Source organism: Arthrobacter sp. P1_D4 (assembly GCF_056406115.1).
Map to the genome: position 1 here is coordinate 82,986 of NZ_JBFUAU010000014.1, position 24,347 is coordinate 107,332.

The 24,347-nt window shown below is 59.6% G+C and carries 21 protein-coding genes and 1 pseudogene; 10 read left to right on the forward strand and 12 right to left on the reverse strand.

What is annotated here, in order from left to right; all coding sequences use genetic code 11:
• Positions 1–188: 188 nt before the first annotated feature.
• Positions 189–815 carry a TMEM175 family protein gene (locus tag AC1D0A_RS15000; protein WP_476946143.1) on the forward strand — a complete coding sequence of 209 codons (627 nt, stop codon included), beginning with the start codon at positions 189–191 and terminating at the stop codon, positions 813–815.
• A 49-nt stretch (positions 816–864) separates the two neighbouring features.
• Here the strand turns inward: AC1D0A_RS15000 and AC1D0A_RS15005 are convergent.
• The 7 genes and pseudogenes from AC1D0A_RS15005 to pdhA form a co-directional block, all read right to left on the reverse strand.
• Positions 865–1,008, reverse strand: a pseudogene (locus tag AC1D0A_RS15005) (2-oxo acid dehydrogenase subunit E2); the annotation flags it as partial.
• Between the two features lie 142 nt (positions 1,009–1,150).
• A complete protein-coding gene (locus AC1D0A_RS15010; RefSeq protein ID WP_476946144.1) occupies positions 1,151–1,339 on the reverse strand; it encodes an acyltransferase in 189 nt (62 codons plus the stop codon).
• Positions 1,340–1,848: 509 nt separating this feature from the next.
• The gene (locus AC1D0A_RS15015; protein ID WP_476946145.1) at positions 1,849–3,204 is read right to left on the reverse strand and encodes an O-antigen ligase family protein; all 1,356 of its coding nucleotides are present in this window, start codon (positions 3,202–3,204) and stop codon (positions 1,849–1,851) included.
• Positions 3,205–3,695: 491 nt separating this feature from the next.
• The gene (locus AC1D0A_RS15020; protein WP_476946146.1) at positions 3,696–4,319 is read right to left on the reverse strand and encodes an SGNH/GDSL hydrolase family protein; all 624 of its coding nucleotides are present in this window, start codon (positions 4,317–4,319) and stop codon (positions 3,696–3,698) included.
• A 421-nt stretch (positions 4,320–4,740) separates the two neighbouring features.
• The gene (locus tag AC1D0A_RS15025) at positions 4,741–6,297 is read right to left on the reverse strand and encodes a dihydrolipoamide acetyltransferase family protein (RefSeq protein WP_476946147.1); all 1,557 of its coding nucleotides are present in this window, start codon (positions 6,295–6,297) and stop codon (positions 4,741–4,743) included.
• 2 nt (positions 6,298–6,299) lie between these two features.
• On the reverse strand, positions 6,300–7,412 hold the full coding sequence (locus AC1D0A_RS15030) for an alpha-ketoacid dehydrogenase subunit beta (protein ID WP_476946148.1): 1,113 nt from the start codon (positions 7,410–7,412) through the stop codon (positions 6,300–6,302).
• The gene (pdhA, locus tag AC1D0A_RS15035; RefSeq protein WP_476946149.1) at positions 7,409–8,656 is read right to left on the reverse strand and encodes a pyruvate dehydrogenase (acetyl-transferring) E1 component subunit alpha; all 1,248 of its coding nucleotides are present in this window, start codon (positions 8,654–8,656) and stop codon (positions 7,409–7,411) included. The genes AC1D0A_RS15030 and pdhA overlap by 4 nt, the downstream gene beginning before the upstream one ends.
• 159 nt (positions 8,657–8,815) lie before the next feature.
• Here pdhA and AC1D0A_RS15040 point away from each other — a divergent pair, with 159 nt between their 5' ends.
• From AC1D0A_RS15040 to AC1D0A_RS15060, 5 genes are all read left to right on the forward strand, one after another.
• On the forward strand, positions 8,816–9,280 hold the full coding sequence (locus AC1D0A_RS15040; protein ID WP_476946150.1) for an Lrp/AsnC family transcriptional regulator: 465 nt from the start codon (positions 8,816–8,818) through the stop codon (positions 9,278–9,280).
• A gap of 875 nt (positions 9,281–10,155) precedes the next feature.
• Entirely contained in the window at positions 10,156–11,604 is a 1,449-nt protein-coding gene (locus tag AC1D0A_RS15045) for a tyrosine-protein kinase domain-containing protein (protein WP_476946181.1), read from the forward strand.
• A gap of 110 nt (positions 11,605–11,714) precedes the next feature.
• A complete protein-coding gene (locus AC1D0A_RS15050) occupies positions 11,715–12,509 on the forward strand; it encodes a WecB/TagA/CpsF family glycosyltransferase (RefSeq protein ID WP_476946151.1) in 795 nt (264 codons plus the stop codon).
• A complete protein-coding gene (locus AC1D0A_RS15055) occupies positions 12,506–13,054 on the forward strand; it encodes an acyltransferase (RefSeq protein ID WP_476946152.1) in 549 nt (182 codons plus the stop codon). Before AC1D0A_RS15050 ends, AC1D0A_RS15055 begins: the two co-directional genes overlap by 4 nt.
• Positions 13,054–14,184: a glycosyltransferase family 4 protein gene (locus tag AC1D0A_RS15060; RefSeq protein WP_476946153.1), complete on the forward strand. Its 1,131-nt coding sequence runs from the start codon at positions 13,054–13,056 to the stop codon at positions 14,182–14,184. The genes AC1D0A_RS15055 and AC1D0A_RS15060 overlap by 1 nt, the downstream gene beginning before the upstream one ends.
• A 732-nt stretch (positions 14,185–14,916) precedes the next feature.
• On the opposite strand, the gene AC1D0A_RS15065 is transcribed toward AC1D0A_RS15060, so the two are convergent.
• On the reverse strand, positions 14,917–15,405 hold the full coding sequence (locus AC1D0A_RS15065; protein WP_476946154.1) for a hypothetical protein: 489 nt from the start codon (positions 15,403–15,405) through the stop codon (positions 14,917–14,919).
• Between the two features lie 192 nt (positions 15,406–15,597).
• On the opposite strand from AC1D0A_RS15065, the gene AC1D0A_RS15070 reads away from it, so the two are divergent.
• The gene (locus AC1D0A_RS15070) at positions 15,598–15,807 is read left to right on the forward strand and encodes a hypothetical protein (protein WP_476946155.1); all 210 of its coding nucleotides are present in this window, start codon (positions 15,598–15,600) and stop codon (positions 15,805–15,807) included.
• A 126-nt stretch (positions 15,808–15,933) separates the two neighbouring features.
• Here AC1D0A_RS15070 and AC1D0A_RS15075 read toward each other — a convergent pair whose 3' ends face one another.
• The 4 genes from AC1D0A_RS15075 to AC1D0A_RS15090 are packed head-to-tail and all read right to left on the reverse strand — an operon-like array spanning position 15,934 to position 20,015.
• Positions 15,934–16,950, reverse strand: coding sequence for a glycosyltransferase family 2 protein (locus AC1D0A_RS15075; RefSeq protein WP_476946156.1), 1,017 nt, complete (start codon positions 16,948–16,950; stop codon positions 15,934–15,936).
• Positions 16,935–17,759, reverse strand: coding sequence for an alpha-1,2-fucosyltransferase (locus tag AC1D0A_RS15080; protein WP_476946157.1), 825 nt, complete (start codon positions 17,757–17,759; stop codon positions 16,935–16,937). Before AC1D0A_RS15080 ends, AC1D0A_RS15075 begins: the two co-directional genes overlap by 16 nt.
• A complete protein-coding gene (locus tag AC1D0A_RS15085; protein ID WP_476946158.1) occupies positions 17,756–19,210 on the reverse strand; it encodes an MATE family efflux transporter in 1,455 nt (484 codons plus the stop codon). Before AC1D0A_RS15085 ends, AC1D0A_RS15080 begins: the two co-directional genes overlap by 4 nt.
• Positions 19,203–20,015 carry a glycosyltransferase family 2 protein gene (locus AC1D0A_RS15090; protein WP_476946159.1) on the reverse strand — a complete coding sequence of 271 codons (813 nt, stop codon included), beginning with the start codon at positions 20,013–20,015 and terminating at the stop codon, positions 19,203–19,205. Before AC1D0A_RS15090 ends, AC1D0A_RS15085 begins: the two co-directional genes overlap by 8 nt.
• A gap of 797 nt (positions 20,016–20,812) precedes the next feature.
• On the opposite strand from AC1D0A_RS15090, the gene gmd reads away from it, so the two are divergent.
• The 3 genes from gmd to AC1D0A_RS15105 all read left to right on the forward strand — a co-directional run bounded on the left by gmd (position 20,813) and on the right by AC1D0A_RS15105 (position 24,311).
• The gene (gene gmd, locus AC1D0A_RS15095) at positions 20,813–21,841 is read left to right on the forward strand and encodes a GDP-mannose 4,6-dehydratase (RefSeq protein ID WP_476946160.1); all 1,029 of its coding nucleotides are present in this window, start codon (positions 20,813–20,815) and stop codon (positions 21,839–21,841) included.
• A complete protein-coding gene (locus AC1D0A_RS15100; RefSeq protein ID WP_476946161.1) occupies positions 21,841–22,815 on the forward strand; it encodes a GDP-L-fucose synthase family protein in 975 nt (324 codons plus the stop codon). The genes gmd and AC1D0A_RS15100 overlap by 1 nt, the downstream gene beginning before the upstream one ends.
• A gap of 107 nt (positions 22,816–22,922) precedes the next feature.
• The gene (locus AC1D0A_RS15105; protein ID WP_476946162.1) at positions 22,923–24,311 is read left to right on the forward strand and encodes a sugar transferase; all 1,389 of its coding nucleotides are present in this window, start codon (positions 22,923–22,925) and stop codon (positions 24,309–24,311) included.
• Positions 24,312–24,347 lie beyond the last annotated feature (36 nt).

Consider the following 24,347-nt stretch of genomic DNA (forward strand, 5'->3'; position numbering starts at 1 on the left):
TAGTTGGTGCTTGGTGCAGGCCTCGATTCTACCCGCGCCGGCTGGCAATTGCCGGAGGGCATGCCGTCCCGCGGCGGCGGCAGGGGCGATTCCGCAAGCCATCGCCGGAGCCGGTGCCACGGTGTAGCCTGTGGGCTACTTCCGTCGATTAGCCAGTTGCTCCAGCGAACGATTGGGGGTGGCTCCCGTTGCACTCCGGCACTTCCGTGGAGCGGATGGTGTTCTTCAGCGATGCCGTCTTCGCCATCGCCCTGACCCTCCTGGCCCTGGACCTGAAACTGCCTGAAGGAATTGCCGCGGACCAGGTGGACGACGCCTTGGTTGCCGCCCTGCCGCAGCTGCTGGCGTACGCCCTGTCCTTTGTCATCATCGCCAAGACGTGGATGTCCCACCACTCGGACTTTGCCCTCATCCGCCGCTTCAATGCGAACCTGGCCTGGCTGAATCTTGCCCTCTTGTTCTTCATCGCCATGCTGCCCGGTCCGACGTCGATCCTCAGCGACTACGGGGACGACCCCACGCCGTGGCCGAGCGTTCTGTACGCCTCCAACATTGCCGCGGTCTATCTGATGCTGGCAGCCATCTGGGGCTACGCAAAGCACGCCGGGTTGATGGACCGCGAGATGGCCGCACACGTGCACCGCCGCATCTTCTACGCGCGCGTAGCCGTGGCGATGGTCTTCCTGCTCTCGATTCCGGCCGCGTTCGCCCTCAACTCCTACACGCCATTCTTCTGGCTCCTCCTGCTGCCGGCGTCGTGGCTGGCGCGGTGGCTTTCGGCGCGGCCGGGGACCGCAGGGGCCGCACAAGAGTGATCGTGCGGCCCCTGTCCCCTCACCCGGGATGCAGATCCCCGGTTAAGCCTCACATGTCCGCGAGCGCCAACCCCGGGTTCTCGATCGCGTCCGCGACGTAGCGCAGGAAGCCGCCGGCCGCGCCGCCGTCGCACACCCGGTGGTCGAACGTGAGCGTCAGCTCGGTGACCTTGCGGACCGCGAGCTCCCCGTTGCCGGCTCTGCGGTTGGTGAGCCGGCAAAGGTCGCCTACATCCCGGAGCGGCCCGGCAGACACTACAGCCGACCGGCATACCTGCGTCGCTCGCCCTTGGTGAAACCCTGTGGATGGAAACACGGCGCGCCGTTCGGGTGGCCTAAGCAGCGGCGAGGGAAGCCCCGCCGAGTTCCTTCATGAACTTGGCGGGGACGCCGCCCACCATGACACTAGGGGGAACATCCGCGGCGACCACGGCGCCAGCAGCAACCACAGCACCCTCGCCAATCGTGACACCGGGCAGGATCGTTACACGGGCTCCGATCCAAGCACCTTCACCAATGGTCATCGGCTTTGCGTAAGGAGTGCCGGCGCGCTTGTCGGCGGAGCCCATCTCTGAGCACTGGTGCAGATCATGACCTGATGGCCGACTCCATCGTTCCGACCAATCGTGATCTGCTCCGAGGCTTCGATCTAGACGCAGAAGTTCAGGAACGAGCCGCGCCTGATTGCCAACTTCCACCCACCGAACCACTCCCCAGCGGCGATAGCGCAACCGTCGAGGTCCATGCCCAGAGCTTTGAGTGCGCGCCACCGCAGGCCCCTAGGGACCAACAGTGAACCGATCAACTAGTTGATAACGATGTCGCGCCCAGCGTAACCAGCCTCGCGTTTGATGTCCAGGTGTCCCCCAATAGATCAAAATTTATGCAAATCATACGCGGCCGCTAAGACCGGCCTATGTAATCGGTTATCTGCAACTCGAACGCGCTGGCAGGGGGCCGTCAATGTCGAAGTTGGCATTCCTCGGAGCCACGTCAATTTCCAAGCTGACAAGTGTGGCCGCCCCGGCACAACTCACGCCTCCGACAACGATCTACGGGCGAAGTTCAGTTCCGTGGGTGTGACTACACTACCTAACCGGTCTTCATTCGGCTTGGCCGTGAACAGCGCCACAAGAAGGAGAAGCAGGGCACCGTTCAGGGACGCGGTCGAAATGTACAAGGGCGTTTCGACCGCGAATCTGGATACGTAAATCATGGCAATTGCCAAAGCCGCCCCACGGTAGTTCAAGGGCTGCTGCCACGCCGCTCGGAGCAGGAGCAGCACGAATACAGTGAGGATCCCCAAACCCAGCCACCCGCGCTCAAGAAGGGTTTGGATGAATTGATTGTGCGAATTGGAATGGCCTGCGTCGTCCGATAGGCCAAGCTCTTGCCATCGGAAGCGGGTATCAAAAACGAGGGGTCCGTGCCCAAGCCATGGGCTTTCAGCCATGGGAGCCAGGGCTTGCTCCCAGATGAGTGTGCGTCCGTTCAGCGTTGAAAGGTCGCGCTCCTCGGTGCCTGCCTGCAGCCAGTCCAAGACTTGATTCTGGAATGCAACAGCGCCCACGAGGGTGACTACAATAAGCGGGACCGATAGGACGACGGACGAATTCTTCGAACGGCCGATCATCCAGAAAATCAGCCCGATGCCAGCCGCGACCCAGGCGCCACGTGACTGCGTTAGGACGAGCACGGCAAGAGCCGCAATTAGATGCAATTTCCCGGGGTTCTTGACGCCATCTTTCTTGAAGAGCTCCGCAAAAACTGCGATGGCGGCCACAGTGCCCAGCCCGTTCGGGTGTGTGGTGACGCCGGCCAGTTGCTTGACACCAAATAACTCACGGCCCTGGACGTCCCAGAAAGCCAGGTCCGGGGCAACGAAGACCAGCACGAGGCTCAACCAAACGTATGCACGTAGGCACCGCCGAAACACAGGCAAAGCCTCGGCCACCGTCCATGTTGCTGTGATCATCACACCTGCGACAAGGCAGTAGACGTAGGCCATGCCGAGTTCCAGCGGCTGTCCATTAACCAAGGCCGACGTGAAACCAAGCAGCCCATAGGCGACCAGCGCGCCCGCAAGCGCCGGGATATGAACTTTCTTGGCTGCGGAGATCGCAATTGCAACAACGAAGACGGCAGCGGCCAGGATTGTCGCCACCCTTGCCAGCCCGTTAGTGGCGGGATTATCGAAGACCTGGGCAACGGACGTAGTTGTAACTCGTCCACTCAGTAGAGACATTGCAATGGATACGGCAACCGCAGCATAAAGAACCGTCGAAGGAAACAGGTGCTTGTTCGATGTCTTCCGTTGTGAAATACGGCCGGTAACAAGGACGACTCCAGCAGTCGCGACAACTGACGCGATGGCGGCAACTGAGAGCACCGTAGATGGATTCACTTGTTCCCCCGAAGAAAACTGACGCAGATATGGTAAGTCTACTGGCCGCGCGTGTCATCGGCGAAAGACTGATGATCACATAGCCCGCGACTTTGGGACGCCTGTAAAGTTTCGTTTATCAGCTCGTTCGACAACGCCACACAGCCGGGCCCGGCCATGTGAGAGGCTGAGGCAAGTTCCGTCACTGTGAAGACCCGGCTTCCCAAGCCCAGCACAGCTGTCGTCGGGCAGAGCCTGGCGTCATGCCTGCTGACATGGTCCCGCAACACGCGGCGCGGCTCTCGCAACTCGCGGCCTGACCCACAAGAGGCGGGACCGGGTTCGCGAACGTCTACCAGGCCATTCACCGACTACCCAGCTGGGAACCCCACTACGCCACCCAGGGACCTTTTGTACGTGCTGGGCATTCGCCCCACAGACGCCACCTACAGTACGATCTGATGGCCCGCGATCGAGCGGAAGTTTACGCGCAGATCCTAGCCCAGCACCTCGACAACCTTGTCAGCCCAGAGCCTTGACCCCTGCTTGTTCGGATGCACCTCGTCCAGCAGCAGGGCGTCAAGGTTCTGGGCTCGGATGACGGTCTCAATGTTAAGGGTCGGGATGTGACGTGGCTCGGCCCACGTCTTCAAATCGGCAACGGACTTCGCACTCACCGCCTGGTATATCCCGCGGGAAGCGTTCTGCAACGTGACCACGAACGGGACAACACCCCAGCGAGACTCAGCCATCCGCTGCAACGCATCAATATCACCAGCAGCGCCTGCAGGGGACGCGTTATGGCCGTAACTGTAGATGATCAGGTCAGGCTTGACCGGCTGCATCGCCTCAAACCGCTGCCGCGCATACGCTCCAGTGGACCCTGGCTCGCTGCCATTCCAGATGGCGACAGACCTGGCCGCCTTGCCGTAGCTAGTAACCGGCCACACCCGCGCGCTCTCTTTCCAGTGATTCACCGTCACTGTGGCATTAGCGGCAAGGTCCTTCGCCCACAGTTCCACCCACTCGTCCGCGTCGTTGCCGGTGGAGTCACCGAAGATGCTGACCGTTAGTGGCGCGGTTCCCGTGACTCGTTGCCTGATCTGGTCAGCGGGTGTCACCTTCAACGGACTTTCCGACGCGACCGTCGGCGTCGGTGGGTTCGCATAGTACCGGGCGACCTTGTCTGCGACGGGGCGCGGCTCCCGGCCCGGGCCCCCGGCGAAGGTCAACCCGACAGATACAAGGGCCGCAGCGCCAAGTAGCCCAAGACCCCCATATTCCAGTCGGCGACGAGTACGGTGATGCATGCCCATGGATCCCCCAGCAGAAGTCTGATTTTGCCCCAAGTCTAATCGCCGCCGAACGGCCCGAACGACCGGATAACTGTCAAGGCGGGTCGGCCCATCTCTGCGACTCATCTCCGAGTACTGTCTGCGGACCTTAGGCAGTTGATCGGTTGGAGGGCGCAGCAAGACGCAGCATGTTCAGTCCGACGCTCTGTCTTTGGATCAACTGGAACGAGTTCGACTTCATCAGCGCTCACATGTCCGCGAGCGCCGACCCCGGGTTCTCGATTGCGTCCGCGACGTAGCGGAGGAAGCCGCCGGCAGTGCCGCCATCGCAGACGCGGTGATCGAAGGTAAGCGTCAGTTCGGTGACCTTGCGGACCGCGAGCTCCCCATTGACCACCCAGGGCTTGTCGATGATCCGCCCGACTCCGAGGATCCCCACCTCGGGGTGGTTGATGATCGCGGCGGAACCGTCAACCCCGAACACGCCGTAGTTGTTCAGCGTGAATGTGCCGCTGCCCAGTTCCGCCGGAGTCGCTTTGCCCTCGCGCACGACGGCGGTGAGGCGGCGGATCTCGGCGTCCAGTTCGCGGGCGCTGAGCTTGTCCGCGTTCCGCACCGAAGGCACCATCAGTCCGCGGTCGGTCTGCGCCGCGAAACCGAGGTTGACGCCGTCGAAGGCCACAATCTCCTGCATCGCCCCGCCCGCAGCATCCTCGGTGGTCACGATCCGGGTGTTCAGCTCCGGGAACTTCTTCAGCCCGGCAGTAACAAACCGGGCAATGAAAGCCAGCAGGCCCGGGGTGTTGTGCGGGTCCGCCTTCTTCAGCACGGCACGCATCTCCACCAGCGCCGTGGCGTCCACGTCCACCCACACCGTGGCTTCCGGGATCTCGGAGCGGCTGCGCGACATGTTTGCCGCGACGGCCTTCCGCACTCCCCGGACCGCCGTACGTCCGGAAATACCCAGACCGGTGCGCGCGTCGGTGCCGGAACCCGCGGCAGGCGCGGCCGGCTCGGCAGACTCCGCAGCAGCCGGACGGTCGACCACCGGTGACGGCTTGATGACGGCCTCGACATCGCGCCGCATGATGAGCCCGCTGGCTCCCGACCCTTGGAGTTCCCCCAAATCAACCCCATGATCGCGCGCCATCCGGCGAACCAGCGGAGAAATAACCGACCCCAGCTTCCCCGGCACCCGGGTCCGCAGCAGCACCAGGTCATCGGCAGCCTTCTCGACAGCAGACACCTCGCTGACAGGCTCAGCCACCGCAGCCCGCTTCGGAGCCCGAGTCCGCCGGGCAACCCCATGCCCACCCGGCGTCCCATAACCAATCAGGACATTGCCGGACCCGGCCTTCTCCTCCTCGCGGTAAGCCTCAGCGGCAACAGCAGCAGGTGAGGAAACAGCGGTCCCGGCCGGCGCGGATGATGCCGCCCCGGGAATGGCATCGGGCCTTCCGGAGCCGGCAGCATCGTCCGCAGGACGAATGCTGTCCGGCGAAGGGGCGGGGGCGGCATCATCCGCGGCGGCCCCACCGGCGGCGACGAAAACAGCTGCGCCGACAGGAGTAACAGAGATCAGCGGCTTGCCGACGTCGAGCGTCTGGCCGGGCTCGCCGTGCAGCACGGCCACGGTGCCGGCGTACGGCGAGGGCACCTCCACCATGGACTTGGCGGTCTCCACCTCGGCGATCGGCTGGTCCACGCGGATCTCGTCGCCCACGGCCACCAGCCAGCTCACCAGCTCGGCTTCGGTGAGGCCTTCGCCCAGGTCCGGGAGGAGGAATACTTTCGGTTCGCTCATGGTCAGTCTTCCCACTGGAGGTCGTCAACGGCGTCGAGGATGCGGTCCACGCCGGGCAGGTAGTAGTGCTCGAGCTTCGGCGCCGGGTAGGGCACGTCGAAGCCGGTGACGCGGCGGATCGGCGCGGCCAGGTGGTGGAAGCAGCGTTCCTGGACCCGGGCGACGATTTCCGAGGCCACGGACGCGAAGCCGTGGGCCTCGGCGATCACCACCGCGCGGCCGGTCTTGCGGACCGAGGCGCAGACGGTCTCGTCGTCGAACGGCACGATCGAGCGGACGTCGATCACTTCCAGCGAGCGGCCTTCCTCGGCGGCGGCGGCCGCTGCGGCGAGCGCCGTCGGGACGGACGGGCCGTAGGCGATCAGCGTGGCGTCGGTGCCGGGGCGGGCGACGGCGGCCCGGCCCTCGGAGGACGTGCCGCGCTCGGCGTTCGCGGCGTGCTCGGCGCGCAGCGCGTCCAGGTCCACCTGGTCCTTGGACCAGTACAGCTTTTTGGGCTCCATGAACATGACGGGGTCGTCAGAGTCGATGGCTTCGCGGAGCATCCGGTAGCCGTCGGCCACGGTGGCCGGGGTGAAGACCTTCAGGCCGGCGGTGTGCGCGTAGTAGGCCTCGGAAGAGTCGCAGTGGTGCTCCACTCCCCCGATGCCGCCGGCATACGGGACCCGGATGACCATGGGCAGCTTCACGGCACCCTTGGTGCGGTTGTGCATCTTGGCGACGTGGCTGACGATCTGTTCGAAGGCCGGGTAGGCGAACGCGTCGAACTGCATCTCGATGACCGGGCGCATGCCGTTCATCGCCATACCCACGGCCATGCCGACGATTCCGGATTCGGCCAGCGGGGTGTCAAAGCAGCGGCTCTTGCCGAAGGTCTCGGTGAGCCCGTCCGTGATGCGGAAGACGCCGCCGAGCATGCCGACATCCTCGCCGAAGACCAGGACCGAGGGGTCCGCGTGCATGGCGTCCGCCATCGCGGTGTTCAGGGCCTTGGCCAGGGTGATGGTCTGCGGCCCGGTCTTTTCGGCCTCAACAGCAGCCTTCGCGGCGGCGCGCGCCGTGGCGGCGCTGACGTTGCCGTTCGCCTCGGAGGAGGTGGTGATGGTGGGGCTCATTTGCCGGCCTCCCTTGAAGTGGCTGCGGCAGATGCGGTTGCGGTGGATGCGGCGTCGCGGGCCAGTTCGTCGGCGAGCATGGCGGACTGTTCCTTCAGCTGTGGTGTGGGGGTGGAGAAGACGTACTTGAAGAGGTCCTGCGGTTCCACCGGGACCTCTTCGCTGAGGCCTTCGCGCAGCTGCGTGGCAACCGCCTCCGCCTTTTCGGTGATCCTGGCGGCACGGTCATCGTCCAGCAGGCCGCGGTCCGTCAGGTAGGTCTGCATCCGGCTCAGCGGGTCCTTGGCCACCCATTCGGCGACTTCGCTGTCCTGCCGGTAGCGGGTGGCGTCGTCGGCGTTGGTGTGCGCCTGCATCCGGTAGGTGTGTGCCTCCACGAGCAGCGGGCCGGAACCTTCCCGGGCGAGCTTGACGGCCCGGCCGAGGACGGCGAGCAGGGCCACGATGTCGTTGCCGTCCACGCGTTCGCCGGCCATACCGTAGCCCACTGCCTTGTGGGCGAGCGAGGGCGCAACGGACTGGTGCGCAAGCGGCACGGAGATCGCGTACTGGTTGTTCTGGACGAAGAAAACCACGGGCAGGTGGAAGACGGCGGCGAAGTTCAGGGCCTCGTGGAAGTCGCCTTCGCTGGTGGCGCCGTCGCCGCACATGGCCAGGACCACGGTGTCCTCGCCGCGCAGCTTGGCGGCGTGGGCAACGCCGACGCCGTGCAGCAGCTGGGTGGTCAGCGGGGTGCACTGGATGCCGACCTTGTTCTTGGCGGGGTCGTAGCCGCCGTGCCAGTCGCCTCGGAACAGAGTCATCGTCTGGACAGGGTCCACGCCGCGGGCCATCACGGCCACGGAGTCACGGTACGTGGGGAACAGCCAGTCACCCTCGGCAAGGCACAGTGCGGCGGCAACCTGGCACGCCTCCTGGCCGTGGCTGGAGGGGTAGACGGCCATGCGGCCCTGCCGGACCAGCGCGGAGTTCTGGTCATTGACGCGGCGGCCGACGACGAGCTGTTCGTATGCGGCCAGCAGTTCGGCCTCGCTCGGCAGGCTGTATTCGTGCCCGGGCTGGGTGCCCTGTTCCGTGTGGGGATTCAGGGTGCCGTCGGGGCCGACCATCTGGATCTGGTGGCGGGCGGGGAGCATGTAGTCCTCAACCGTGATGCCGAACTTGCTCACGGCCTCACTGCCTGGATTTTGCTGCGCCGCCTGCTGCGCGTGTTGCTGCGCAGCGTGGTCTGCGGAGATCGTCATTGGTCCGTCCTTCTGTAGCCACTAATCTTTCCCAGTATGCCGCCAGCCGCTGTTTCGTATCCACCTCCACCGCGAATCGTGGAGAAGTCCACAATTTTGCCCTAGTCTGGGAGACAAATCGTAAGTGTGAGCTGGATTACCGGCGGGGGTTGTAGACGAATGGCAGAGCATGAGGCGGAGCAGGTGCCGGTGCCGCTGGACGACGTGGACCGGAACATCATCGCGGAGCTGACCCGGGACGGCCGGATGTCCGTGACCCAGGTGGCCGAGAACGTCCACATTTCCCGCGCCCACGCGTACACCCGGATTGCCCGGCTCACCGGCGAAGGCGTCCTGACCAAGTTCACCGCCCTGGTGGATCCCATCAAGGCCGGGTTGAAGTCTTCCGCCTACGTCACGCTGAAGGTGCGCCAGCATTCCTGGCGCGAGCTGCGCGAACTCCTGCGCGCCATCCCCGAAGTCCACCACATCGCACTGGTGGGCGGGGACTTCGATGTCATCCTGCTGGTGCGCGCCGTGGACAACATCGACCTTCGCCGGGTGATCTTCGACCAGCTGCAGTCCATGCCCGGAGTCCTGGACACCCAGACGTTCCTGGTGTTCGAGGACCTGGACACGCGCTAATCGTCCTGCGGCCTCTCGTGCCCCGGCACTGAACGTCTCACCACCGTCAAACTCGCAAGGATGCGGTGTCCGCCAACCATCAACCTTTGCAATCGAAGCTGATTTCGGCATTCACCTCGCATCCCTGCTCATGCATTTCGATGCCGTCTGCCTAGGCTTTGAAGATCTGACGCCAGTCGTTGAAGATTTCACACATGCCCCGACGTAGAGGCCCTAAGCAGCTTTCCCGGGCTCAGATCCCATACCGGCTCACGGATTCTGGCAGAGATCAGCGACGACCGTTCGCGGTTCACCACCGCATCAGCCACGAAGGCCTACGTCAAAGAAGTGCCCGCCACCCGGGCCAGCGAGTCGAGCTGCACCGTTCTCGCCCGCCGGATAACAACCGTCGCTCGGCCGCCCGATAGATCTGGCGTTCCCTGCCGTGGCAAGCTCAGGAGACGCAATGACCGAATAGAGACGAACGATGGCAGACTCGCCGCGGCCCACCGCAGCCTCTGCAACCGGCTCTTATGATGCCTCCCGTCTTGCCTGCATATCTGTCGGCTCCACGACGAGTTGACCGCGTTGCCGGTGCCTGACGCTTGGTCCCGTCAGGTGTCTTTCGGAGCCGGCCCCTGCAGCAGCTCGTGGCGTGTTGGCCGGCTCCTAGGCTGCCGCTGTAAGCGTCGGTGCGAGTCGGGGACACTGCTAGAGCCCGCTGGTGCCTCACGGCAGTGTCTGTCGAATTTCGGGCTCCTGTAGCCGGGTACAATTGCTGGGACCGCACTAATTTTGGTGTTACTGGGGGTAGGCACTTGTGTTGCCCCTGTGCAGACCCAGGGGGACCCGATTTGGACCTACGAGACTATTTGCGCATCGCACGCCGTAGCTGGATGTTGATAGTGGCCTTCACCCTGGCAGGAATACTCCTGGGCGGTGGGGCCTCCGCGCTCACCCAGCCAACGTATACGGCAGATACCCAGCTATTCGTAGCCATTCAAAGTTCGGGGTCAGTGCAGGAGCTGCAGCAAGGCAACACCTTCAGCCAAGCTCGCGTGCAGTCATATGTGAAGACCGTAGCTTCGCCAGTTGTTCTCCAGCCCGTTATTGATGCCCTCGGTCTACAGGTCTCGGCACAAGAACTCGCCGCGCATGTGACTGCGGGCACCGAAGCGAACACGGTCCTCATAAGCATTGCGGTTTCGGATCACTCCGCCGTTCAGGCTGCCGCCATCGCCCAAGCGGTTGCCCGAAGTCTCGTAAACGCCGTTGATTCGCTAGAAAAGCCCAAGAACGGGGGAGCGTCTCCGGTAAGTTTGTCGATCATCAAGCCCGCAATGGCGCCTTCGGCTCCTTCCGCACCCAACACGCGGTTGAATTTAATTCTAGGACTGCTCCTGGGCCTTGCCCTGGGCATGGGCGCTAGCATTCTGAAAGCCACCACGGACAATCGAATCCGCGGCGAAGTCGACCTGAGACGCACAACCGATGCCCCGCTTTTGGGCGGTATTGCGTTCGACCAAGATGCCCAGAAGAAACCACTTCTGACCCAGACCGCACATCAAAGTCCGCGTGCCGAATCTTTCCGCCAACTTCGAACCAACTTGCAGTTCGCAAACATATCCGGTCAGGCGAAGAGCGTGCTGGTCACGTCCTCCGTTCCTGGCGAGGGGAAGAGCACAACCGCAACGAACCTGGCCATCGCACTTGCACAAGCTGGACAGTCAGTTTGCCTCATTGACGCCGATCTGCGTCGGCCGTCTGTGCATGAGTACCTCGGCCTGGACAGGAGTGCCGGGCTCACGACAGCATTGATTGGGCTCGCCGACGTCAACGATTTGCTACAACATTGGGGCAACGACAACCTATTCGTGCTTACGTCAGGTCAGATTCCCCCAAATCCCAGCGAACTACTCGGTTCGGATGAGATGAAATACCTAATTGCCCGACTTGAGCACGCATTTGATTCCGTCATCATTGATGCGCCGCCTCTCTTGCCGGTGACCGACGCTGCGGTTCTTTCTCAACACGTAGGCGGAGTTCTCCTCGTGGTGGGATCGCAGAAGCTTAGACGACAAGACCTCGAGAGGTCGCTCAGTGCACTCAAAATGGTCGCGGCCAACGTTTTGGGCGTGGTAATGAATCGACTCCCTGCGAAGGGGCCCGATGCGTATTCGTATAGCTACTACACTCAAGAGGGGCGCCCTACGAGTCCGTCTTCCTTGTCTGATAACTCTCTTTCCACGAGTGAAGCCCCGGATGTCGGCCATCTTGATTACGATTCTGAATTCGCAGCGCAAGGCATTCGACCGGCCAGAAACTTTCCACTGCCCCACGAATAACTGCCTCTATCGTCAGGACTCGAACCAGCCGTGTTCAATACTATGGTTCGACATTCCATGCCTGACGGTAAAATCCGTAGTTCACATTCCGAAAGAGGCCAGATCTCTCGATGCTCACTCAAGAATTCCCGCTCGAAACCGTCGCTCTAGCAGGGATCCCGCTCGTCCATGCAGCCCCCAAGGATGCAGCAGAACAGTTGTGCCGGATGGCTAAGTCTTCCAAGGAATCCAACGGTTTAAGCTTTCACCTAGTGAACGCATACACCATGGCCCTTGCTCATGAAGATCTCCAGTACGCAGAGCTTCTGAGATCGTCTACGGCAAACTTTCCCGACGGCAAACCATTAACATGGTGGAAACACAAGAATGGTATCCGCTTACAGCAGATCCGCGGACCTCAACTCTTTGAAGACGTAATGGACTTGGGACGGTCCTCAGATGTTAGGCATTACTTGCTGGGGTCCTCCGAAGAAACACTCATCCTCCTAGAGGCAAGCCTTCGTCGGAGGTATCCAGGAGTGAACATCGTTGGTACGTTCAGTCCGCCGTTTCGGAAACTGACTAATGAAGAGATCCTGGTCCAAGACGCAACGATCGCCGAGACAGGGGCAGAAATCGTCTGGGTGGGGCTGGGAACTCCCAAACAAGACTGGGAAGTTGGCAGAATCGCCGCCGAACTACCAGTCTTATCCATTGCAGTAGGTGCTGCTTTCGACTTCTCCGCAGGTACAAAACCTACAGCACCTGAATGGATGTCGAAACTTGGTCTCGAGTGGCTCTTTAGGTTCATGTCGGAGCCACGGCGGCTATGGAAGCGCTACCTTGTTGGCAACCTGATTTTTCTCTGGTCTGTCATTAGCCACCGGCCCGCTCAGGGACGAAACAACCAGAGGACCAGCAGTTGATAAAGGGTGCCCTGGGAATTCTTGCCAAGAAACTAGCCGTCAGGCAAAACGTTGCGTACGGCAAAGACTTCCATGTGGGGCCCGGATCCGTCCTCTGGGCGCCAAATCATCTGTCGATTGGGAACGACGTCTACGTTGGCAAGAACGTCACGATCCAAGTAGACGGTCGGATAGGCGACAGCGTACTGATCGCCAACGCGGTAGGGATTGTGGGCAAGACTGACCATGATGCTTATGTGGTCGGAACTCCGATTCGTGAGGCGGACTGGGTCGGCGATAGACCAGCGGAGCTAAGCCACCAGACGCGGATTGGATCAGACGTGTGGATAGGTTATGGGGCCGTAATCCTGTCTGGAGTGACCATAGGTGACAGTGCCATCATTGCTGCCGGAGCCGTAGTCACAAAGGATGTGGCACCTAACACCATTGTTGCCGGGTCACCTGCAACAATTCTTAAGAGGAGGTTCAGTGAAGCCGACTTCGCGGCTCATTGGGTAGTGCTGAATAGCCGTGGTCTCTGTCGACTTGAGAAAGTAGAAGATTGATGCGGGTTGCAATCGTCCATCCTTGGTTTCCCCAGTATCGAAAGCCATTCTTCGACGAAATCATAGCGCTCGGATCCAATATCGGCATCGAAATCGACGTCTTTCACGGTGCGCCGCCGCCGGAATGGAACGACCGCGGGGATTCTGTCAGCGAAACATACGCCACGCCAATGCACACAAAATTCTTTGGACTTCGGGGCAGACACCTCGTCTACAAGTCACCATGGGCAGTGTGGAATCGTGGCCCCTATGACGTGCTGATTCTGGAACAGGCTGTCAGAAACCTTGAAACTTACGCGTTTCTATTTCATCGCCGTCGCACTCGTATCGCATTTTGGGGACATGGGAAAACATTTACGACTGAAGTGGGCCGCTTCCAAGAGTTGGTCAAGCAATTTCTAACAAAGCGGGGCCATTGGTTTTTTGCCTATACGCCAAGCGGGGGCCGTGCGGTCTCTGACGCGGGATTTTGTGCCGACAGGATCACAATCGTCCAGAATTCCGTTGACTCAGCCTCGCTCGAGACCTCTATCGCAGGAATCTCAATTGAAGACCGGCAAGCCTTCGACAAGAAATACGATCTGAAGGGCAAGACGGGGCTCTTTATCGGTGGTCTGGACACGTCCAAGCGACTGGACTTCTTGATCGAGGCCAGTGACAGGGTCTACGCCACAGACAATGAATTTAGACTTATAGTCGCCGGACGCGGCTCTCTCCAGGGGTTCATTGAACGAGCTGCCAGCGAACGGCCTTGGCTTCTCTACCTCGGTTCGCTCTTCGGCGAAGAAAAAGCCATGGCCATGGCCGCATCAGATGTTCTCCTCATGCCTGGGAGAGTTGGTCTTGTGGCTGTCGACAGCTTCGCCAGTGCCACCCCAATCATCACTACCGACTGGCCGTGGCACGCTCCGGAGTTTGAATACTTGGAAGCCGATCATAATGCTGTCGTCACTGAAAACGATGTAATTTCGTACTCCAATGCCATAACCAATACGCTGAAAGACAGTAAAGCCCTGCATCGGCTTAGAGAGGCTGCTTCCGAGTCAGCGCGGAAGTACACCGTAGCAAAAATGGCGTCCAACTTTGTTCATGGACTTGAACTATTGCGCAATGATCAGACTTCGTCTTAGAAGAAGGCTTCTTGCGCCCCGTCACTTTTCGTAGCCCGTTTCTGTTGTAGGACGTGGGTGGGCTGTCCTCGGTCCCCTGCATGACTGCTGCCCCCGTAACTGGGCTCTTCAAAGTTCGTGGGGAACCGGATTCCTGGGTGAGTGTCATGCCGCCGTCCCGACGTCACTAGTCATGAGAATATTCGATTTGTATTTGCAGGCGTTGGGGTAGGCGCCGGTGACGGTGAGGACCTCAATCTCCCTTCAGCACCGTCACACAGGGGGGTAGAGCTTATTGATCTCCGGCCATCCGGCAGCCTCAACACAGGACCTTGAGTTTGTCTTTCGCCGCGGCGGCGTCGGCCAGGGAGTTGGTGCGCAGCAGGATCCGCAGCTATTCCTTGACCTTCCACACTGCCCGCAGTTTGCCGGCGGCGTCATCGGCGGCGGAGACCCCGGCCAAGAGGTGGGCTGCGGTCTCTGCGAGCGTCTCGCTGGCTCGCAGGAGCAGCATCGGGTGGCCCAGACCTAATCGATGCCCCGGCCCCGGCGGCCCTTGACCTGCTGGGAGAGTTTCTGCCGGGCTTCAGTCATGGCTGGTTGCCCAAGGAGACCGGTGGAAGTGGTCGACCGCGACAGCGGTGGTGGGGACATCCTCAGGTCTTTCGGAACGCGGCCGAGGGGGAATCGCGACGACCTGGTGGCCCAGGCGCCACTCCAAGCGGGCGGGCGAAGGGCCAGTCCCCGACGCCCTTATGGTCCAGGCTGTCGACCACCCCCAAGGACCTGCCCGGTCTCCAGATCCACGATCGTAGTCATCCACGACTCATGCCCGATCCATGAGCTGGAATCAGGGTCACGGAAATACCACACGGACCGGAACCGGTGTTCATTGATGCCGAGCATCCGCGGGCTGAGCTCATCCACGTCAGGCAGGGCGAGAAGGCAGGCGTCATTCAGCGCGGCACGGACCATCCGCCAGGACCCCGCGAACGCTGCAGCGGTTTCGGACACGGCCCGGCCCGACCGGATAACCGCATAAACAACCTCGTCCCGGATTCGACCGGTACGCCGGGCCCGGCGCGGGACCTGGGTAGTGGATTCAAAGAATGAGAGCCGGTCACAGGCAGGCTCCCCGCAGAACCAGCGGTACTTGGACCAGATGACCTCCACGGCGCCGGCGACAGGGATGTCCCGGATCCGCTGGAACTGTGTTCTTTTGCCGCGTCGCCACGACACCATAGGACGGACAACCCCGTGGCTGGTCAGTTTCGGTATGACCCGACGCCGGCCGTCGTCCAGCACTGCGGCCGAGATGACCCGATAGTCGGGCAGGTTGAAGATGCTGGTAGCAGCGTCAACCGCCGCCTCGGTAGGCTCAGTCGTGCTCGTGTTCCTGTTCCTGTTCCTGTTCCTGTTCCTGTTCCTGGCTGAATGCTAGATACACACACTCATCCCAGCAGGGTCACGGGTTCCTTTCAGCTACGAAACGGAATCAATATCCCCATCAACCACGAAGAGCCGCCGAACCAGACCGCAACGCCGAACAGGATCCGCGGCCTGCTGACCAACACCCACGCGGCCCTGGAGCGATTTCTCGGCCCCGACCTGGCCAATCTGGACGCTTTGATGACGGTGTCTTAGAAAAGATGGCGTATGTTGCCCAATCATTCAAATCGATGCCACAACATAGTGGTCGGTGGCCTGTATTTACTTGCCGTTGCTTGCCCTATTCATGTCGGCATCAACGCTCACCCAGTCAACACCCTTCTATAGGTCAAATGGCCGCCTAGTCAGCCGGGAGTGTGCGAATACCTTCCTAGGCCCCAGTCCCCTCAGACACTCATACGTGGCGGAGACGTAGCCAGCCGCTGTTGCGAGCCGCGCTTTTGCACATATGGCATCGCGCGAACTCCCACGCACAACAGCGCGAACGCCAAGAATGGTGCCATCGCAAAGCAACCGGCAGAAAGAAAAAGCCAACCGGACCGTCCCCTTCCTGTTGTTCAGGGTCAGCTTCGCCCAAGCGCGACCCGCACTGCGGTTTCGGGCCAGCACCCAAGCGACCGTCAATCTATCTTCGGTTACAGGCTCACACGCGCCTGCACTGCGCACATGAACAATTCGAAATCCTCTTTTCGACAGAGCCGATGTGACGGATGTGTCTTCACCGGGGCCATCCACGAAGGGCGGAGACACGCGACAAGATGGGTCTGAAAGTGCAGACGGTGACAGCATGATGTTTCCGAAACCCGCGTGGTCGCGCAACTCACCATCGGCAAACTCTGGTCTCGACCATGCCCACGCACCTTCTGCCCATTTGGGATAGCTCGGGGGTAGCGTGGGTCGCACCGGCCCGACATATATGTCGCCTGTGTAACTGCCCGACGCGTCCAAGAGCGACCGCAACCAGGCTGGGGCGGGGATCTGATCGTCATCGAAGAAGATGAGCCATTCATCGTCCGTCACCACTGAAAATGCACGGTTTCGTGCATGCCCTACCCCGCGATTTGGTTCGTGGTGAACGTCAAGGACTGTGCCACTTGCGTGAAGGCGAGACTTCAACGCCGTGAGGTGCTCTACTGCTGATCCTTCCGGGTCATTGTCGATGACAGCAATTCTGACAACATATTCAGAGGGAAGTTGCGCGATCTGGGTGGCGATCATCTCAATCAGAGATGATAGAAGTTTGATTCGTTTGTAAGTACATATAACAATGACCGCACGTTGGCGTTGCCGCAATCTAACATTGCCACTTTTTTCTCTTTGACTCAAAGCGAAATCCACGTGTCAGGGATGAGTCTAGTCGAGTCCATAGTTGAATCAGCGAACCACTCCCGTGGTGCGATTACCTCGCCGCCGAGGCTCGAAACGAGAAAAGCCGCCCACCAACTAAACGAGCTATTAGCCGTAATAAGCGCCCCCGACCTTGCCATTTGAGCGAAGTCTTCTGCTGCATCCGTTTCAGCGATTTCTATCGAGGAGTCCATTGGCAGAAGGTTCTCCTTCACCCAGTCCCTGTCATCGGAGTAGACAACAAATTTTGAATAACCTACGGACTTCATGCGCTTAATGGCCCGACAATAGTAGTTCAACGGAAGAGTTCCCATTACGGAGGCGGCACCAATATCGGAAACATAGTCGCCCCTTCGCACATGAATGGCACACTCCGATAAATTCTCCCTTACGTCGACATTCAACCAGTGAACGAGTGAATCGAATACTTCTTCCCTTACAGTCTGAAAATAATCGGACGATTGCCAATATCCCCAGTGAAATCTAAACCCCGCTGAGGCCGCGATGGGCGCTACTGAGGGCTCTCTTTGATCTTCCAGAAGTAACATCGCTCTGAAAAAACGAGGCCCGCTGGGAACCAGTTTTACAATTTGCCGCCAGAACAAGGCAGGGAGGGGTAATAATTGCCGACGTGGGATTAGATCACGTAGTGCAAAACCTCGTCCAAGCCGGTTTCCCGGGTCGTAGATAACGCTGTGACCATGACTCCTTAGCCCCTGTCCGTAGGCCCAGGCAAATAGTTGGTTGCCGAAACCTCCGCGCAAGGCAACGATGCTTACAGGACGGGGCAGCAGGTTCAATTCAATCCCTCCACTGTCTTTTGAAATCTTTTGGAAATAAAAATGTATAGTCCGACGAATACCATCGCAACAGCGGCCCCGGGGACCACGCTGAAGATGACGAAATGGCTCAAAAGTGGTAGTCCGGCCACGACGATGGAAACGCCGAGGGACGTGATGATCGCCTGCATCGAAAGCCTGATGCTTCCAGCCCGCAGAACAAGAAGTGTCGCTGCAGCGGTGACAATGCTGGCGGCCGTCAGGCTAGCAACCAGTGCATAAGCGCCCCAGCTGGAAGCCAGGGAGAGCGAAACGGAGGCTTGCACACCGACCGTGAGTAAGCCAACCGCCAGCCAACTCTTTCTTTGCCCAAGGGGTAAGAGGCATGAACCTGCTATCCAGGCCAAGGCGCGAAGCGGCTCGCCGGCAAACGCTAGAACAATCAGCGGGGCAGAAGGTCCTACGAGGCTAGGCACATATAGCAGTGACACCGCTAGGGGCGACAATGCGACAACAAGAGAAATGACGAGACCAAGGAAAGGGATGATCTTCACAGCAATCTCTCCGATCCGCTTGCCAAGAAGCGCTCGGTCAGTAGTACCAGCCAACTCCGTGAGTGACGAAGTGGCAACGGCACCCAGGATGAGACTCATTGACGTGGTCACAAGCAAGGCAACAGGTTGGTATGCCGCCAACTCAGTCAGGCCTCGGAAGTGAACAACACTTGATCGGGAGGCGAGTTCGGAGGCCGCAGCAAACCCGCCCAGAATAAGGCTTGCCCACGCTAGCATTGCGACCTCCCGCCGGCGCTGCTTGTCCAACTTTGGCTTCGAAATGAATCCCCGTCTGGCCGTTCGGCAGATGCCTACTAGGAGAATTAGCTGAACAGCCGGCCCGATGAGCAGACTTGAGGCGGCTACCCGGGCATCACCAGCGGACATAAGGGCGGCGACAACGCCCCCGCCCACACAAGCGGCAGCGACTGCTGCAATCACTAACCGGAAGGACTCTCTCCGAGCCTGCGCGGTTGCCAAAACGATCTGGCCCATTACGGCCAGGGGTATTCCCGCCGCAGCAAGGATGATTTCGGCGGCGAACGAATCGCGACCGAGGACCGCTTGGGAAATCGAACCGCTAAAGGACGCGATCGCTATGATGATCAGCAGCGACACCGCGGCGGGAACCCAGAGTAGCCAGCTCTGGGCTGCATCTCGCTCCTTGGCGGACAAGTCATTGCGCACTAATAATACTCGAGTGGCTGTCGCCAATCCCGCCCCGCCAAGGGTGATGAGCAGCGTCTGCATCTGCGATAACTGGCCAAACAAAGCGATGCCCTGTTCCCCCATCGTCAAACCAGCCATCTTTGTTCGCACTAACCCTGGCACCATGAAGCCTATGGAAGCAATTGTCAGCAAAACCGAAGAACTCAGCACATTTCGCGCGCTGGACGGCAAAATCTTGGTGTCAAGCATCGTGCTTGGCCAAGCCCCGAAGAATATCGAAAGCGCTGCCACGGACGCAACGCACCCTTTGCCGGACATAACGCTCGGACGCATCAAGCAACCAAGAGGCCCGGGGCGATCGCCGACCAATGTGTATTGCTTCGACCTTACTGCGCCAATAACTGGACTGAAGACTATATGAGAGCGAATCTAAACGTGTGCGCATATACACAACTGTTTGATCCGCAGAATTCACGAAACGAATCTCGGGATATTTCCTGTGAAGCCGAATCATCAGGTCAAGGTCCTCGGCGACAGGAAACGATTCATCATAGCCTCCGACTCCACGGAGAAGCTTTACAGGAATCACCATAGATGGATGCGCAATAGGCGTGCGAAAATTCCTAAGCGCGAACTCAGTATCGTCAAATGTTGAGGGCCACTGTGGCCCTCCATAAATTCCCGTTCGCGGGTCTTGCCAAATTAGTTGAGATCCGACAACGGTTCTTGCGTCGAGTGCCAACGGCACAGTCGAATCAAGCCTGTTCGGGAGAGATATGTCATCAGCATCATGAATTGCGACAAAGTCTGTGGTGATCGCACCAAGTCCCTTGTTTCTAGATCCAGAGCGCCCCAGACGTCGAACGTTCTGGATGACTTCCACACCGTCCCGTGATGGAATCTGGCTCAGCGTCCCATCAGTGGAGGCATCATCCACTACAATTACGCGAACTTCTCCGTCATAATCTTGATGGACCGCAGAATCGATCGCTGACCTAATCGTTCGTTCTGCATTTCTAGCCGCCATCAAGAATGTAACCGAAGGCATGCTCATCGTCCTTGCTCCTGACGACCTAGGACTCGACTCGAAATTAGTACTCCTTTGAATATCAACTGGAGGTCGAATTTATTGAAAATGATTTGAAAAAAGAAAACAACAGTGGCAAATAGAAAGAGATTTTCAGAAGAAAACATTCCGATCGAACTCATTGCTAGCGAACCCCCAATACGAACTAGCCCATTTCCGAACTAAACGAACTAACATTATAATGTGCAAAGCCAGGGCGACACGCCCACTAGCCAAGGTCGGCCGCTGTCTGCAGGATTTTGATTATGTAAAGATGAGGCACTGACGGCTCGTCCGTCCGTCACGAGGCAGGAATCGAGCAAAACCAAAGCTGATCCATATCCGGTTCACCTCAGTTTGACGCGAGTTGCGTTGCCCCTCCCTATGAGTTCCTCAAATATCTAGATCAGTGACATACGACTGTGGCCGCCGCTAATCATGGCGTTGTCTATTTGGCCCAAGTCGTTTTCAGCTGATGAGCCGTGACCTGACCCTCCCTGACGCTCAGCCTCGATAGCTCGAGTGCCCCATGTACGCAGGGTCGCCCCCCTCGAATTATGACACGAGAGCAAGCACGGGACGCGAAGGCCACAGAGTCGCCTCGAGCGCAATGGCGGCAGATCGTAGTGCCTGTCACAGATGAACACGCGTGGCCTGGAGCTTTCAGTAGAGTCGTGATCCTCCCCCTATAATGAACTCGCGGCGCAGGGCATGACGAACCTGTCGTCAGCTCTGCGGCCCGCACGCCGCGACGTTCATCTACTGCAAATATTTGGGGGCCCTCTTTGACCAAGCGCGCACTTATTACTGGGATCACGGGACAAGACGGCTCCTACCTTGCCGAGCTTCTGCTCTCGAAAGGATACGAGGTTCACGGTCTGATCCGGCGGGCGTCGACGTTCAATACAGCCAGGGTTGACCATCTCTACGTCGACCCGCACGACCCTAAAGCCAAGCTATTTCTTCACTACGGCGACCTTAGTGACGGTGCGCGCCTCGTGACTCTGCTGGCGGATATCAAACCGGACGAGGTTTACAACTTGGCGGCCCAGTCGCACGTCCGAGTCTCATTCGACGAGCCAGAGCACACTGCCGACACCACTGGTGTAGGCACTATCCGTCTCCTCGAGGCGGTTCGAATGTCCGGAATTGAGACTAAGTTCTACCAGGCGTCTTCCTCCGAGATGTTCGGGGCCACGCCGCCCCCGCAGAATGAGGACACTCCCTTCTACCCGAGGTCTCCCTACGGCGCTGCGAAGGTGTACAGCTACTGGATCACCAAGAACTACCGAGAAGCGTACGGAATGTATGCAGTAAACGGGATCCTCTTCAACCACGAATCACCCCGGCGCGGCGAGACGTTCGTTACCCGAAAAATCACCCGTGCGGTTGCCGCCATCAAGGCCGGAAAACAAGATCTGCTCTACATGGGAAACCTGGACGCCGTGCGCGACTGGGGGTATGCCGCCGAGTATGTCGAAGGCATGTGGCGCATGCTGCAGGCTGATGAGCCCGACGATTTTGTCCTGGCCACCGGCGGCAATTACACCGTTCGTGACTTTCTCCAGATCTCCTTCGAGCATGCCGGTCTCAACTGGGAGAACCATGTGCGCTTTGATGAGCGTTACCTGCGCCCAACTGAAGTTGATGCCTTGGTGGGAGACGCCTCTAAGGCTCAGGAGAAACTTGGCTGGAAGGCTTCGGTTCACACCCCGGAGTTGGCGCGCATCATGGTCGATGCCGACATCGAAGCGCTGAAGCACGCAGGGAATCACTGGATCGACACCGTTGAGCTCGACAGTTGGAAGAACTGATGACCACGGAGTTCAATTTCGTCCCGGGCCAACTGGACCGGGCGTCAACTTTCTATGTGGCCGGACATCGTGGACTTGTTGGTTCAGCGATCTGGCGCAAGCTTGAAGCCGAGGGCTTCACCAATCTCGCAGGACGCACGTCGACGGAACTCGATTTGAAGGACCGGGACGCAGTATTCCAGTTCTTTGCAGAGACTAAGCCTCGACACGTTGTCCTCGCGGCAGCCAAGGTTGGAGGCATTTTAGCCAACAACACGTACCCGGTGGACTTTCTCAGCGAGAACCTCCGCATTCAGGTGAATGTTCTCGACGCTGCGGTGGAATACGGGGTTGAACGCCTCCTGTTCCTAGGATCCTCATGCATCTACCCCAAATTCGCGGAACAGCCCATTCGGGAAGACGCCCTCCTGACTGGACACCTGGAACCGACGAACGACGCTTATGCCATTGCCAAGATCGCCGGAATCATGCAGGTCCAGGCCGTCCGCCGTCAGCATGGGCTGCCGTGGATCTCGGCAATGCCTACGAATCTCTACGGGCCTGGGGACAACTTTTCCCCGGAAGGTTCGCATGTCCTTCCTGCCCTTATCCGCCGCTACGACGAAGCGGCGAGAACGGGAGCGGAGGTTGTCAGCAACTGGGGAACCGGATCGCCGCGGCGCGAATTCCTACACGTGGATGACATGGCCGCGGCCTGCCTACACCTGATGGAGAACTATGACGGCCCCTCACAGGTCAACGTCGGGACAGGATCTGACGTCACCATTAGGGAACTGGCATCACTCGTGGCCGAAGCGGTCGGCTACCAGGGCGGCATGCATTGGGACACCTCCAAACCCGATGGAACTCCGCGCAAGCTCCTCGACGTCTCCAAGCTGACGGAGGCCGGCTGGTCAGCATCGATCGCACTCGAACAAGGCATTCGCTCAACGGTCGACTGGTATCGACAAAACCTCGCATCCATTCGGCGATAGCCGGAAGCGTCCGTCGCCGTCGAACCGCGGCAATCGAGTTCTAAATTGGGGGATTACTGATGCCTGCGGGCAGTGACTGGCGTTCACGATCGTCCCGTCTGTTGGGAGTGATTGATGCCTTCGTGGTGGTTTGGGCCGTGGTAGGTGCCTTCATCATCCGTTTCGGTATTGATCCGGATTTCGTAGTAGCTGGCCAGGAATTCGCTTATGCCTGGCTCTCGGTAGCCTTGGCCATCGTTTGGTGGATGATGCTTGGGGCCTGGAATAGCCGGCAGACGCGAGTACTCGGCGCGGGGCCCGACGAGTACAAGAGAGTCGCAGCCGCCTCACTATGGCTATTCGGACTTATTGCCATCGTCTCCTACGTGCTCCGCATTGACACCGCGCGAGGATACGTCGGAGTCGCACTTCCGGTAGGCCTCGTTGGGCTACTCCTTGGCCGCTGGCTTATTAGACAACACCTCAATATCAACCGGCAGCGTGGCCACAGCATGTCGCGATTGCTCATCCTGGGTGGTCCCAGTGCTGTCGCGCATCTAGCGGCTTCGCTGGAACGTGCAAGGCATGCCGGCTACCTGCCCGTAGCGGCTTACACACCGGGAACCCACGCGGAACCCGGCATCGAACAGGAGTCTGGGTTGCCAGTCCTGGGATACAAACCTGACGCGCGTTCGATTATCGAGGCAATTGATGCCTGCGGCGCCGACGCGGTCGCGGTGTCCGCCGGAGTTCAACTTCATCCTCAAACGCTGCGACATCTTGGCTGGGAGCTTGCGTCCCGAAATATCGGATTGATCATGGCCCCAGCGTTAACAGACATCGCGGGCCCACGGATTCACACTCAACAGGTTGCTGGACTACCGCTGATCCATGTGACGACACCTACTCTGGATGGTGGTCAGGGCGTTGCGAAGCGGCTGTTTGACGTCCTCGTGTCTACCCTTCTGATCATCATCTCCTCACCCGTCATGGCAGGTGTGGCAATACTCGTAAAGCTGGAGAGCGCAGGTCCTGCCCTTTTCAAACAAGAGCGAGTCGGGATGGAAGGCGAGCATTTTGAAATGTTGAAATTCCGCTCGATGGTTGTTGATGCAGAACAGCGGCTGACGGAGCTGGCGCACCAGAGTGACGGAAACGGGATTCTCTTCAAGATGAAGAACGATCCACGGGTCACACGCGTTGGAAAATTCATCCGGAAATTCAGCTTGGATGAGTTGCCCCAGCTGTTCAATATTTTCACGGGTTCCATGAGCCTGGTTGGCCCGCGCCCCCCGCTGCCTTCCGAAGTTGCCGCGTATGAGCAGGATGTTCGTCGCCGGCTCCTGGTTAAGCCTGGCCTCACCGGGCTTTGGCAGGTCAGTGGGCGCTCGAATCTATCCTGGCAGGACTCAGTCCGGCTTGACTTGTACTACGTGGAAAACTGGTCGCTGGCTGGGGATCTCATAATCTTGCTGAAGACCTTTCGCGCCGTCTTTCGTGGCTCAGGTGCTTACTAACAACTGCTGACAAACGCCCTTCATAGTCAAGGAACA